Annotated in this window: 10 protein-coding genes; 6 read left to right on the forward strand and 4 right to left on the reverse strand. The window is 47.1% G+C overall.

All coding sequences use genetic code 11. From position 1 onward, the window contains the following. The first annotated feature begins 38 nt into the window (after positions 1 to 38). The gene (locus Cabys_RS03375; RefSeq protein WP_006928747.1) at positions 39 to 452 is read left to right on the forward strand and encodes a hypothetical protein; all 414 of its coding nucleotides are present in this window, start codon (positions 39 to 41) and stop codon (positions 450 to 452) included. Between the two features lie 70 nt (positions 453 to 522). Here Cabys_RS03375 and Cabys_RS03380 read toward each other — a convergent pair whose 3' ends face one another. Together Cabys_RS03380 and Cabys_RS03385 are read right to left on the reverse strand one after the other, a co-directional pair. Beyond that, a complete protein-coding gene (locus Cabys_RS03380; RefSeq protein ID WP_006928748.1) occupies positions 523 to 1,074 on the reverse strand; it encodes an HD domain-containing protein in 552 nt (183 codons plus the stop codon). Positions 1,075 to 1,087: 13 nt separating this feature from the next. After that, positions 1,088 to 1,843 (reverse strand): SDR family NAD(P)-dependent oxidoreductase, encoded by a 756-nt coding sequence (locus tag Cabys_RS03385; protein WP_006928749.1) that lies wholly within the window; start codon positions 1,841 to 1,843, stop codon positions 1,088 to 1,090. 111 nt (positions 1,844 to 1,954) lie between these two features. On the opposite strand from Cabys_RS03385, the gene Cabys_RS03390 reads away from it, so the two are divergent. Further along, positions 1,955 to 2,407: an FKBP-type peptidyl-prolyl cis-trans isomerase gene (locus Cabys_RS03390; RefSeq protein ID WP_006928750.1), complete on the forward strand. Its 453-nt coding sequence runs from the start codon at positions 1,955 to 1,957 to the stop codon at positions 2,405 to 2,407. 188 nt (positions 2,408 to 2,595) lie between these two features. Next, complete coding sequence (locus tag Cabys_RS03395) at positions 2,596 to 6,117, forward strand: beta strand repeat-containing protein (protein WP_081475057.1); 3,522 nt, start codon at positions 2,596 to 2,598, stop codon at positions 6,115 to 6,117. Positions 6,118 to 6,988: 871 nt separating this feature from the next. On the opposite strand, the gene Cabys_RS03400 is transcribed toward Cabys_RS03395, so the two are convergent. Both Cabys_RS03400 and Cabys_RS03405 read right to left on the reverse strand, forming a co-directional pair. After that, entirely contained in the window at positions 6,989 to 8,197 is a 1,209-nt protein-coding gene (locus Cabys_RS03400; RefSeq protein ID WP_006928752.1) for a glycosyltransferase family protein, read from the reverse strand. Positions 8,198 to 8,212: 15 nt separating this feature from the next. Continuing rightward, the gene (locus Cabys_RS03405; protein ID WP_006928753.1) at positions 8,213 to 9,031 is read right to left on the reverse strand and encodes an HAD-IIB family hydrolase; all 819 of its coding nucleotides are present in this window, start codon (positions 9,029 to 9,031) and stop codon (positions 8,213 to 8,215) included. 129 nt (positions 9,032 to 9,160) lie between these two features. Between Cabys_RS03405 and polX the strand changes: the two genes are divergently transcribed. The 3 genes from polX to Cabys_RS03420 all read left to right on the forward strand — a co-directional run bounded on the left by polX (position 9,161) and on the right by Cabys_RS03420 (position 13,698). After that, positions 9,161 to 10,897, forward strand: coding sequence for a DNA polymerase/3'-5' exonuclease PolX (polX, locus tag Cabys_RS03410; RefSeq protein WP_006928754.1), 1,737 nt, complete (start codon positions 9,161 to 9,163; stop codon positions 10,895 to 10,897). 78 nt (positions 10,898 to 10,975) lie between these two features. Then, complete coding sequence (gene plsX, locus Cabys_RS03415; protein WP_006928755.1) at positions 10,976 to 12,025, forward strand: phosphate acyltransferase PlsX; 1,050 nt, start codon at positions 10,976 to 10,978, stop codon at positions 12,023 to 12,025. A gap of 323 nt (positions 12,026 to 12,348) precedes the next feature. Beyond that, a complete protein-coding gene (locus tag Cabys_RS03420) occupies positions 12,349 to 13,698 on the forward strand; it encodes a sigma-54-dependent transcriptional regulator (RefSeq protein WP_044281170.1) in 1,350 nt (449 codons plus the stop codon). Positions 13,699 to 13,713 lie beyond the last annotated feature (15 nt).

Genomic DNA, 13,713 nt, shown 5'->3' on the forward strand with positions numbered 1-13,713 from the left:
TTATATTAACCGTTCAAATCACCTTCAGGAGGTTTATCATGTCACAACGTAACATTCGTCTATTTTTTACAACAGGTTTACTCTTACTGAGTATGTTTGCTTTTGGCTTTGCCGGAGACAGAGCCAGGCCAAATTGGGATTCTTTCGGCAAACAACTGGTCATTGCTCTGAATACGCCCAATACCGGTCTGCAAGTTTCGGCCATGCAAAGGATTATTCAATATGCAGACAGCCTTGATATTTACGGCGCGCGTTATGCCGTGATGGACATTTTTCTTAAATCAGAAAACGCGCACATTCGCCGCCTGGCGCTGGTCACGCTGAACAAGATTAACAGTCGTTTTGACCTGGGCTATCTGCAATTACACTATCCTTACGAAAAAGATACAATGATTAAAAAGCACATCGCCGCTGTTTTACTCGATGCCGGCTGGAATGTGCCCGGCCAATAATTTGCCTTCGTCTGAATGCACGTTTTGCGGGTTGAAAAATCCGCAAAACGTTTTTTAATCATAACGACTTTTAAGGATTCAAACCCAGTTCCGGGGCAATGGCGCTCAGGGCTTTGAGCGTAAATTCCACATGTTCTTCGAACGGCACGCCCAGTTCTTCGAAGCCCTGTTTTATTTCATCACGATTTACTTTTGCGGCAAAGCTTTTATCTTTTAATTTCTTTTTAACGGATTTTACCTTCACCTCGCCAATGGACTTATTGGGACGCACAAGCGTTACGGCCACTAAAAAGCCGCAGAGCTCATCCACGGCAAAAAGAGCGCGGGCCATCAGTGTTTCGCGCGGCACGCCGGTGTAGCTGGCGTGCCCCAGAATGGCTGTGCGAATCTCTTCTGGAACGCCTTTGTCTTTTAAAATTTCGTTTCCTTTCATGGGGTGTTCATCGGGGAATTTTTCATAGTCAAAATCATGCAGCAATCCCACCACGCCCCACAGCTCTTCATCTTCGCCGAATTTTCTGGCGTAGGCGCGCATGGCCGCTTCAACAGCAAAAGCGTGTTTGAGCAAACTCTCACTTTTGGTATATTCCTTTAAAATGGATAGCGCCTCTTCCCGTGTCATTGTTCATACCTCCTTATCCACATAAAACATTTCCTCCATTGACATTTAAAATTTCGCCATTAATGTAGCGGGCAAGGTTGGAAGCCAAAAAGATTACCGGGCCGGCAATATCATCTGCCTCGCCCACAAATCCCAGCGGAATTCCTTTAACGATTTCCTTCTCCTGTTGAGCCATGGCTTTTTCGGTCATATCTGTTTTTACCCAGCCCGGCGCAACGCAGTTTACATGGATGCCTCTGGGCCCCAGCTCGGCTGCCAGCGATTTGGTAAAACTGATCAGCGCGCCTTTGGTCGCGGCATAATGGGAATAATAAGGTTCGCCCCGTTGCCCCGCGGTGGAGGCAATATTAATAATATGTCCTGCGATGGATTGCTCGAGCATGTGGGCTACAACCTCTCTGGTAAAATAGAAAGTACCGTCCAGGTTGGTTTGCATGGTTTTGCGCCACTGGTCAACGCTCATTTTATCGATGGGACCATACTCCCAGATGCCGGCGTTGTTTACCAGAATGTGGATGGTTCCCAGCTTTTCGATCGCATTCCGCACAAAGCTCCGTACCTCTCTAAAATCGCGTACGTCACAGTCGGCAAAATACACATCGGTTCCGTATTTTTGCAACTCGGTTTGCAGGCGTTCGGCGGCGTGCAAATTTTTGTGATAGTTGTAGGCAACGCCCGCCCCTAATTTACTGAACATGCGAACAATGGCTGCGCCAATGCCCCGGCTTCCCCCGGTTACAATGACGTTTTTGCCTTCAAAACTGATCATTATTACCTCTCTTTACGTTTGTTTTATTTGTATTTTATTTTTACTTCTCCTAACTTTGTACAATTTGTTTAAATTTGGGTAAAGAATCAATGCTAAATTTAAGGAGGATAGATGAAAGTTCTTAAAATATTTTTATTGACCGCTCTTTTGAGCCTTACCTTTTGCTCAAAAGATAAACAGGGCCAGGCCATTAAAGAGGGCGCGCCCATTGCCATACCGTCAAATGTCGTTACAACCAATTCCGGTCTTAAATATCTTGATCTGGTCAAAGGCGATGGCCCCGTACCTCAGCCCGGACAAACAGTTGTGGTTCATTACACCGGCTGGCTGATGAATGGTAAAAAGTTCGATAGTTCGCTGGATCGCAATAAACCGTTTCGCTTTGCGTTGGGGCAGGGACAGGTCATCCCCGGCTGGGACGAAGGCTTAAGCACCATGCATGTGGGCGGCAAACGACGTCTGTTCATTCCCTATCAGCTGGCTTACGGAGAAAGGGGCTATCCGCCGGTTATTCCGCCCAAAGCCATGCTCGTTTTTGATGTTGAATTATTATCCATAGAATAAAAAACGTGGTTCTGTAAAAGGGCCCATTCTCCGAATTAAGCGCACCAGAATGGGCCTGTACTTTCATGTTTAATAAATTCTGAGCAAATTTTATGAAAAACAAAAGATTCAGGTCACTTTCGCTAAACTTCCAGCTTAATTTGCCGAAAATTTTAAAAAATGTAAAACAATAAAAAAGATGAGGTTTCATGATGAGCATCAGATACCATGTTTTTTTAATCATCTTCGCACTCACGATTTTCTCAACCTCCCTGCAGGCAACCATTTACTATTCCGTTGCGTCAGGCAATTTTGGCACATTGAGTAACTGGAATACGGATCCTGCCGGGAACGGCACTCAACCTGGTTCAATTAACAGCGCGGATGATTTTGTGATTCAAAACGGCTATACCATAACCAACGACGGCACCTACACCATTAATAGCTTAACCATTGAGAGCGGGGGAACTTACGACGGCAACGCTAATACTATCACACTGAATGGCGATTTTACACAAGATGGAACGTTTACCGATGGAGTTAACGGCGCGGCCAGCATGACTTTTGCCGGTTCCGCCACGCAAAGCATTAGCGGCAGTGGTTCGCTGGAGTTTAATGTTTTAACATTTAGCGGTACCGGCACCTACAATCTTAATACCAGCTTTGCCGCCTCGTTCCTGAATCTTTCCGGCGGCACGTTAAACGCGGGCAGCGCTACCATAACGTTAGTCGGAGTTGGAACAGGCAACACATTTGACAAAACCGGGGGCAGTTTTAATGCCGGTACGTCGCTATTCATTTTCTCAACCACAGCAACCGGGTCGCAAGTCATCTCCAGCAATGACAATATCAGCTTTTACAATTTGGAACACTCCCCGGGTCTTAATCGCAGCTTGACCTTTGCCGGAAATGTTCAGATCAGCATAACCAATCAGTTTACACGGGGCGGTAGTAGTTCCAGCGTTATTCTGGACGGAACCACGACGGTCAACCTTAACGGGGCAACCCTCATTTACACTGGCAGCGCCAGCAAAACCATTGCCGCCGAGTGGCCTATCGATGCTTTACTTGCCCCTAATGAAGTTCAGATTAATTCTGGCATCACGGTTACAGCCGATCCGGGAGTGGGCAACACATTACAGACAAACTATTTATCCCTTACCACATCGGGTTCCAGTTTAAGCATTGCTTCGGGCACGGTGCAGGTCAATACCAAAGTTACCTTAACCGACGGCACCATTGTTGAAAGCGGCGGCGCCTTTGCCTGGGGTACGGGCACGACCACCTTGCTTTACAACGGAGCCAGCCAGCAAACGGTGGGCGCTGAATGGACTACCAGCAAAGCGCCGACTCATGTTCAAATCAATAACTCCTCCGCAACTTCTCCGGCGCTCAGTCTTGGCGCTTCCAACTTGAGCAGTTTGGCTGGAGATTTAACATTGACTCAGGGCTCCGTGGATTATTCCGCTTCGTCGCTCTCTTTGAGCGTGGCCGGGAATGTGGTGGGCGGCTCCGGTTCTTTTGGGATTGTAAACGCCAATACGCTGATCGTAACCGGCGCAACCAGTCAGGTTACCTCTTCTGGTCAGGCCACTCTTCATAACCTGACTATTACCTCCTCAGGCGCCACGTTGTCCGATATTGTCATCGCAGGCACATTAACCGTTAATCCGGGCAGCGGCAACACCACCACGCTTGCCGGCGCTATTACCCTGCAAAGCGGCGCTGCCATTAATGTTGCCAGCGGCACCCTGAATTTAAACGGTTTTGGCATCACAAAGGTCGGGTCTAACACACTGACTCTGGCGGCCAGCAGCCAGTTGACCACTGGCGGCACATCCATCAGTGGCTTTTCAACTTATTCTTTAGATCCTACCAGCACCATTTTGTTTAACGGCGCCATCAGCGAAGACATCCCTGCCGGCGTAAGCTATGGCAATATTCAAATCAATAAATCCGGCGCGACCGCAACCGTAAACGGAACGGGTAGCGTTGTTTTACAGGATGGCGGCGATCTTACCGTATTGGCCGGCACCTTCAATTTAAACGCTTTTACACTGCAGTTAGGTAATAATAGCGATTTAATTGTTCAGGGGGGAATCGCTGACCTGGCCGGCGGCACGCTGAGTATTACGGCAACCAATATCAACGCCTTTACCGTGGCCAGTGGCGCAACGCTCAGAACGGGCGGAACCAGCATTGATGGCTTTGATAGCTACACGGCCGACGGAACTCTGGTCTTTAATGGCTCAGCCGCTGAAACCATTCCGGCCGGCCTGACCAGCGTAAATAATTTAACCATTGACAACAGCTCCGGCGTCAGCGCATCTGCCGATATGCAGGTAAGCGGCGCTTTAACCTTAACTTCAGGAACCTTTACGCCGCAAGTCCTGACTTTAACCGGCAGCCTGACGGTGAACGGCGGTACCTTTAGCACTGCCAGCGGAAGCGTGGTCTTCCAGGGCTCCAGTCAGCAAACCATCGCCGGCACGGCGGCCGTTGATTTTTACAACTTAACCATTAACAATTCCAACGGCGTTGTGCTTAGCAATAACGCCACAGTTTACGGCGTAATGACTTTTTCCAGCGGCGTATTCAATACCAATGGCAATCTGCTCTCACTGACTACTTCCGGAAGTTTTTCGGGAGCCAGTTCATCGAGCTATATCGAAGGAAAGGCGGCAAAGTCGTTTGCCGTTGGAACCTCGGCTAATTTCACTTTTCCAACCGCTAAAGACGGTCAGTACTTACCTGTAACCGTTACCTTTACAGATGTAGCCACCAGCACGTACACCGTAACCGTGGAACAATTTAATGCGGATCCTCACACTGCCGTTAGCAGCGCTATTGATGCCGCCACGCTCAGCGCCATTTCCTCCGTCCGCTACTGGAGCATTGACGGCGCAGGTGGAACGCCTTCCAATTTGCAAATCACCCTTAGCTGGAATTCCTCTGACGGTATTTCAAACTTAACAGCGCTGGATGTGGCCCAGTACAACGGCACGCAGTGGATAAGCGCCGGAGGCGATGGGTCTGGCACCGCAAGCAGCGGGACGATTCAATCGGATGTTATTACCAGCAGCGGAAGTTTTTTTACCTTTGGCGATGATGCCGCCGGAGGTCAGGATAACTCGCTGCCCGTCACGCTTTCTACCTTTAATGTAACGGCTTCGTTTGAACAGGTAAGCATCGAATGGGCTACCGAGTCGGAAGTTAATAATAGCGGTTTTAATCTCTACCGCCGAACGGCAGAAAACGATAACTGGACTAAGATAAATGATCAATTAATCCCCGGCGCCGGCAATTCAAGCGTTCGGCATCAATACTCCTTTGTTGACGATCAGGTTGTTCCGGGCGAAACCTATTCTTACAGGCTGGAAAGCGTTGCTTTTAATGGGCAGGTAGAAGTTTTCAACAACCTGGTAAAAACCGTTACGGTTCCGTTACCGACCGATTTTATGGTCTATCAAAATTATCCGAATCCGTTTAACCCCAAAACGACCATCAAATTCCAGCTGCCGGAACAACAGCGTATTTCGGTGCTCATTTACGATATTAACGGTAATCTGATCAAACGACTGATCGATAACGAGGTCTTCAATCCGGGCGAGCATCAGGTGGAATGGGATGCCCTTGACGACAATCATCAACCTGTTTCCAGCGGCACCTATTTTTACCGCTTTGTCTCTTCCGGCTATTCAAAGATGTTAAAAATGATCTACTTAAAATAATATGATTACTACAAAGCCCTGGTCTTTTGATCGGGGCTTTTTTTTTGGATACTTCCTCTGAAAGATCTAGTCCCGTCCTGGCGGGATTAGAAAATTTTTGTGCTGTTTTAAAAACTCATCCCCCGTCCATGGATTGGTTGAATAGTTGATTAGTTGAATGGTTGAATAGTTAGCCTGTCATTTCAAACCTGTTTCTGCAAATGTGGTGAATTCCTGCCACCGTTTATGTAGGGGCGAAGGATTTCCAAGAACAATTCAGCGATGGTAAGCATTAATCTTTAGTCATATAAAAAAAAGCGCTCTGGATAAAGTAGGGTTGGAAATCCTTCGCCCTTACAAGTACGTTCATTCCTGATCTTTTGTCTGGGAGTGAGGATCGAGCGAGCAAGGGTAATTTAATTTAAAACATTATTTGCGCACGTTGCTGTTGATTTTGGTTGCGGCTATGCTGCCTTAGGATACTTCCTTCGTAGCATCTGTCCCGCCATGGCAAAATTGGTTGATTGGTTGATTGGGCTCCGGCCGGTCATTCTCAACGGAGCGCAGAGACGAGAAATCTTTTTTTAGGGGCACGTTTTGAGAAGATTTCTCCTCGCCCGTAGGACGGGCTCGTCGAAATGACAAAAGGGGAGAGGGAGTAGAACGGGCTTGTGGAAAGGACTGGGGAGTTGGAGTAGGGCGGGCTTGTCGAAATGACAAAAGGGGAGAGGGAGTAGAACGGGCTTGTGGAAAGGACAAGGGGAGAGGAGTTGGACGGGCTTGTGGAAAGGACAGGAGAGTTGGAGTAGGGCGGGCTTGTGGAAAGGACGGGGGAGCGCCCGCGGAAAGGGCTCGTCGAATTGACAGTGTTGCCCATTAATTAAGCATTCAATTATTTATTCTCTTCGTCAACCACCTGTTTAAGCGTGGGCATAAAATCCGGCAGGGCCGATTCGATGCGCGTCCATCCCGGAATCATGGGCAGTTCCATGGGATTGGCCAAAAACTGATCGCCGGCGATGATGATGCTCTTCAGAAAGACCTCAATCGTCTTTTCTTCCGAATGGCGGTCATATTTTAATCCGTTGAGCATGGCGTCCACATAGTATTTATCCAGAAAATCCAGGGCGGTACGTAAATAGGTGGCCTTAATGGTTCGGAAGAATTGATCGGAAAAGACTACACCCATACTGGCCAGCATCCGATAAAACGATTTGGCAATATCGATGGACATTTTAGCCAGTCCGGCGTTGGGGTTATCTTCCGACAGCGTCTGATGTTTGTGGTCATAACGATCGATAATATCCACCTGACAGATCTGATTTTTGGCGTAATTGCGGTAAATTTCATTTAACGTTCCGATTTCCAGCCCCCAGTCGGTGGGCAGGCGCAGGCGAACGGCCACGTCTCGAATCATGGCCATCTCTCCGGAAAGAGGATAGCGAAAAGAGTCGATGTAATCCAGATAGTCGTTGGTTCCCAGGATCTTTTTTAAGGAACGGATTAAAGGCGTGATAAAAAGACGCGACACACGGCCGTGCATCCTGTCGGAAACTCGGCTGTAATAGCCTTTGGCAAATCTGAAATTTAGAGTGGGATTGGTCACCGGATACACCAGACGGTCTAAAAGCGAACGGTTGTAGGTCAGAATATCGCAGTCGTGAATGGCGAAAACGCGCGACGTATTGGAAGCAATAAGATAGCCCATGCACAACCAGACGTTGCGGCCCTTGCCTTCGGTACCGATGTACAGGTTATTTTTATCCAGCAAATCGTACAAATCCTGAATGCGCGGACTTCTTTGCCAGATCACTTTAACATTCTGGGGTAACTGTGCAAAGAACTCTTTGGCTTTTTCAAACTCCTCTTTTGTGGCCCGGTCCAGTCCGACCACAATTTCGGATAAATAGGGCACATGTTTTAACTCTTCGATGATGCGCGGCAGGGCCTGCCCCTGAATTTCACTGTATAACGAAGGTAAAATAAGGGCGATGGGCCTTCGACGGGCATATTGTAAAATTTCTTCTTCCAGTTGTTCTGCCGGATAATCGGTTAGTTTATGTAAAGTTGTAATTACTCCGTTTTGAAAAAAATCGGCCATGCTAACCTCTTTACTTTATTTTCCAACAAACTTATAAATTGCTTCTGCCCAACCTGCCGGGCCCGCTTCGTTTGTAATGTACACATTGTCAATGGCGTTTAAATGTACAAAACTGCCATCTTTTTTGCGAATGATAATGGGCTGGTGTACTGCGGCCAGCATCTCCAGGTCGTTTTTGCTGTCTCCCAAACCCATGGTTTTGAATGTTTTTCCGTATTCGTCCTCAAATAATTGAACCAGCTTTTGGGTGGCCAACCCTTTATCGCAGCGGCCTATTAAATGATAGAACCGATTCCCTTTCAGCAGGCGGAAGCCATTTTCTTGAATAAAATCAAGCAATCCGTCCATTTCGGATAAATCGTTTTTTTCAAAACTAACCATCGGCTCGCTGAACATCCGATTTTGGGCAAGCTCGGCTTCCGCTTTTTTTAAGCCGGTGTGTTTTTGAATTTCGGAAATGGTCATTTCCGAAAAGCCTTTTATGTTCAAAGAAAAGCGCGCTTGTAAAGCTTTAAAAAAAGCAAGGATTTCATTGCGCGCTTTGCCGAGCACGATCACCGGAAAACCTTCGATTTCGCCGCCGCCGTGTACCTTCTTAAAATAATTCCGTTCAAAGAAAATGGCGCTGCCGTTTTCCACGATAAAGGGATCGTTGATTCCCAGTCTTTTTCTTAAATCTAATACTTCAGAAAAGGTTTTGCTGGTACAGGGAATAACGGGTATCCCTTTGTTTTTTAGCAAGCGAAGCGCAGGAACAGCGTCGCTGAAATCGTATGTATCAAAATCCAGCAACGTTCCATCTAAATCCGTGAAGATCAGCCAATTATTTTTCATAAAAGAAAAATGCCACGAATTATTGAAAAAGTCAAGAAATAAATATCGGCGGTTTGCTGTTTAGTGTATTGAATTTCAATGAAGCCATGGCTATCTTGTAAAGCATTGCAAAAAGAAGAAGAGAGTAGCATGGATAAAAAAGAGATCGTAAAAATTCTGGAAGAAATTGGTCGTCTTCTTGAAATTAAAGGCGAAAATCCGTTTAAAGCGCGCGCCTATTACAATGCCGCGCGGCGCATCGAAGTTTTGCAAGAAGATTTAACGCGTCTGGTGGAGGAAGGCCGGCTGAAAGAACTAAAGGGAGTGGGAGACGCCCTGGCCCAGAAGATTGAAACCCTGGTAAAAACCGGCCGCCTGCCCTATTATGAAGAATTGAAGGCCTCCGTGCCGCAAGGCCTGCTCGAAATGTTAAAGATTCCCGGCATGGGGCCTAAAAAAGTGAAAACCGTTTATGAAAAACTGGAAATCACCACCATAGGCGAGCTGGAATACGCCTGCCATGAAAACCGCCTTAGAGACCTGCCCGGCTTTGGATTAAAAACCCAGCAAAAAATACTTAAAGGGATTGAACTCAGAAAAAAATACACAGAGCGCTTTCATTTGCCGGTAGCCCTCGAAGAAGCCGCCAAAATAAAACGCTACATGGAAGCGCACCCCGCAGCCCAAAAGATCGAAATTGCCGGCAGTCTGCGGCGGCGGAAAGAAACCATCAAGGATATCGATCTGTTGATCGCCTGCCGGCAGCAGGACAGGGAAGCGCTGGTCAAACACTTTGTGAGCTATTCCGAAGTGGACGCCATTACCAATCAGGGACACACCAAAGCCAGTGTGGTTTTAAAGTCGGGTCTGGCCTGTGATTTGCGCCTGGTTGAGGAGGGGCAGTTTCCCTTTGCTCTGCAATATTTTACGGGAAGCGCAGCCCACAACACGGCTCTGCGTCACCGCGCCAGAGTACAGAAATTAACGCTCAATGAGTACGGTCTCTTTCCGGAAAACGCAGAACAATCCATCCCCTGCGCCAGCGAAAGCGATGTTTACCGTCATCTGGGCTTAGCCTTTATTCCACCGGAATTGCGAGAAGATTTCGGGGAAATCGAAGCCGCAGAAAAAGGTGCTCTTCCGCAGTTAATCGAAAAAAAGGATTTAAAAGGCCTGTTTCACGTGCACACCACCTACAGCGATGGCGCCAGCAGCATTGAAGAAATGGCGCGCAGGGCAATGGAGCTGGGCTTTGATTATATTGGAATATGCGACCACAGTAAGGCGGCCTACTACGCCAACGGCCTTTCCGAGGAACGGATTAAAATGCAACATCAGGAAATTGAGCGTTTAAATGAAATGCTTGATCCTTTTGTCATTCTAAAAGGCATCGAAGTCGATATTTTACCCGACGGCACGCTTGATTACAGCGACGACGTCCTCGAAACATTTGATTTTGTGATTGCTTCGGTGCACTCCTCTTTTAATCTTGAAGAGGAGGCGATGACCGAACGAATCTGTCGGGCGTTAAGACATCCGCTGGTCAATATGCTTGGCCATCCGACCGGCCGGCTGCTGCTCGGACGTGAGCCGTATGCCGTCAATATGGATAAGGTGCTGGAGGTGGCGGCCAGGTTTAACAAGGTCATCGAGATAAACGCCAATCCCTACCGCCTGGACCTGGACTGGCGCCAGGGTATCAAAGCGGCAAAGATGGGGATTAAAGTGGCCGTCAATCCGGACGCTCACAGCCTGGACGGTTTGAATGATTTCGAATACGGCCTGGCCATTGCCCGAAAATCGTGGTTTACGGCTTCCGAGGTTTTAAACAGTTATTCGGTAGAAAAGTTAAAATCCTTTTTCAAAGCGCAGCAAAATGCCATGTAGAGAAATAATGCCGACGCCTTTGCGTTATTTAAAATATATGGTTATTTTAAGGTATTGAAAAAAGTAGATGGAGTTATTATGGAAATAAAGATCATTGTCGATGCCATGGGAGGCGATTTTGCCCCCAAAGAAATTGTTCTGGGCGCTATTAAAGCGCTTAAAAAAGACAGGAATTTAAAAATAATTCTGGTTGGCGATGAAAAGCTGATCAATCCGCTGCTGGAACAGGAATCAAGCGATTTGAATGTTGAGGTGGTGCACACCGATCAGTTTATCACCATGGAAGAGTCTCCCAAAGCAGCCATAAAAGAAAAATCCAAAGCCAGCATAAACCTGGCCATGCAACTTTTGGCGGAAAATCAGGGTGACGCGCTGGTATCGGCCGGATCCACTGGCGCTACCATTTTGTCTGCCGCAAAATTCCTGCCCGTTATTCCAGGGATTGAACGGTCGGCTCTGGCAACTGTTTTGCCCACCGCACGACTCCACCCTGGTAATCATGGTATTTCGTTGTTGATTGATGTGGGCGCCACACTGCACTGCACGGCCAAACAACTGGTGCATTTTGCCTATATGGGCAGTTACTATGTCTCTCATGTGCTTGAAATCCCGCGGCCGCGTGTTGCGCTATTAAACAACGGCACGGAAGAAACCAAAGGCGGCGAGGTGCTGGTTAAAACTTACCGCTATCTGAAGGAAGCTCCCAATTTAAACTTCATCGGCAATATTGAAGGCACCGACATTTTAAAAGGGACGGCCGACGTTATTGTTACAGAAGGATTTGTGGGCAACATTGTGCTTAAAACTCTGGAAGGCGCCAGCGAAATCCTGAAACACGCCGGACGCTATGCCTACCGTAAACGGCTTACCTGGAAGGTGGGATTGGCGCTGCTCAGCTCCGGCGTTCGGCAGTTGAAAAAAAGAACCGATTATTCGGAATACGGCGGCGCGCCGATTCTTGGTTTTAAAAAACTGGTAATTAAAGCGCACGGCCGCTCCAACGCTAAAGCCATCGCCAACGCCATCGGCGTGGCCCGTCAATCGGTGGAACAAAATATAGCCGAACATATTGGCGATTCGATCATTGAGTTTAATAAACAACATCGGCTCGATTTTATTGATATTTAAACAAGTAACCTGTGTTTGGTTTGTTCAAGGGAATCCTTTGCACCCACGCAAACGGTGGGCGGCATTTCCTTTACTGGCCTCTTTTTCGCCGGGGTGGGCTTTTGAATGAAATGGACGTTTGTTAAATGGGATTCCTCACCCGACAAATCGGGATTCGGACCGACAGACTGATGACCAATTAACTCTTTAACTCTTACACTCCAGCGGCGTAAAACTTCCTCTGTTCAAGCATTCATTTTATTGATGAATATTGTTTTTTACCTAAAATAATGGGGTTTATTGCCGATACTAATTCTCACGAGTCTATAAACGGTAAAAAAATAATGCAAATTAAAATAGCCTTTATTTCAGACAGGTTGGTGGAATTCCAGCCTTTTTTAAAAAAGACCTTGCACGGCGAGTACCGGCTGGATTTATACGAACATATCGAAGCCATTCGCAAATCCATACAAATGATCTACTACGATCTGTTTATTATCGATTTAAAAGAAGAATGGCTAACCGTTCCGGGCTGGTTACTGGAGCAGGCCAATCACCAGTACTTTTATCAGGTCGTCTTTATTACGGACCATCCTCTGCCTGCAACGTTAAAGAAAAAAATGGGCGATAAAATCTATCAGGTGCTTGATTTTTCTAACGCCAGAATCTCTCTCTCCGAAGTATTTAAGGACGCCTTAACCGCCATGGAAAAGCGCCAGTATCGGGACTTTAAGCTGCCCTCTACCGTGCGCTGGAGGCCGGATCGCCTAATCGGAAACGACGAAAACATTAAACGTGTTAACGAATTTGTCGAGATAATCAGCAGAACTTCGTTTACGCCCTGCCTGATCCGGGGCGAATCCGGAACGGGTAAAGACCTGGTGTCGTACATTATTCATTCTGAAAACGAAAAACAACAAAATCCTTTTATCGTCAAAGATTGCGAATTTGCCACGACCAATGAACTGCTTTCCGATATTTTTGGCGTGATTTCGGATAACGGTCGTTTGAATCCGGCCAAAAAGGGATTAATAGAGCAGGCAGCAGGAGGAACGCTTGTTCTGAAAAATATCGAACGGCTGCCGGCCGAGGTTCAAAACAAATTACTGCTTTATCTGGACAGCCACATCATTAAACCCATCGGCGGAGAAAAGCCCATTCGTGTGGATACAAGAATTATTGCCCAGACGCGCTTTGATCTGGAAACCTTTGTTCAAAACGGCAGTTTTAATCCGGAGCTCTATTTTCACTTAAAGAGTTTTGAGATCTATCTGCCGCCTTTGCGCGAAAGAAGGCGAGATATTTCTTTGTTGGTGCGCTACTTTTTGCAACACTTCAGCTTTCTTTACGCCAAACCCATGCCCAAAATTTCGCCAATGGCTCTTAATCTTTTAAAAGATTACTACTGGCCGGGCAACGTACAGGAGCTGAGAGAAGTCATTGAATTCAGCGTGCTGAGCAATCCCACCAATGAGATTCATTTAAAAAACCTGCCCGAGTATTTGAGCAATTCAAAAAACATTCCGGATGATGTGGACTTATTGGGGAATTGTTCTTTAAAAGAAATCGAACGTGTTCACATTGAGCGTGTGCTGGCCAGGACCAAAGGCAACAAATCGAAAGCCGCCGATTTTCTGCAGATTTCCAGAACCACTCTCAGAGAAAAATTAAAAACCTACGGGCTGGATAAATAGACCGCATACTCCACT

This window comes from Caldithrix abyssi DSM 13497 (assembly GCF_001886815.1).
Taxonomy (GTDB): Bacteria; Calditrichota; Calditrichia; order Calditrichales; family Calditrichaceae; genus Caldithrix; species Caldithrix abyssi.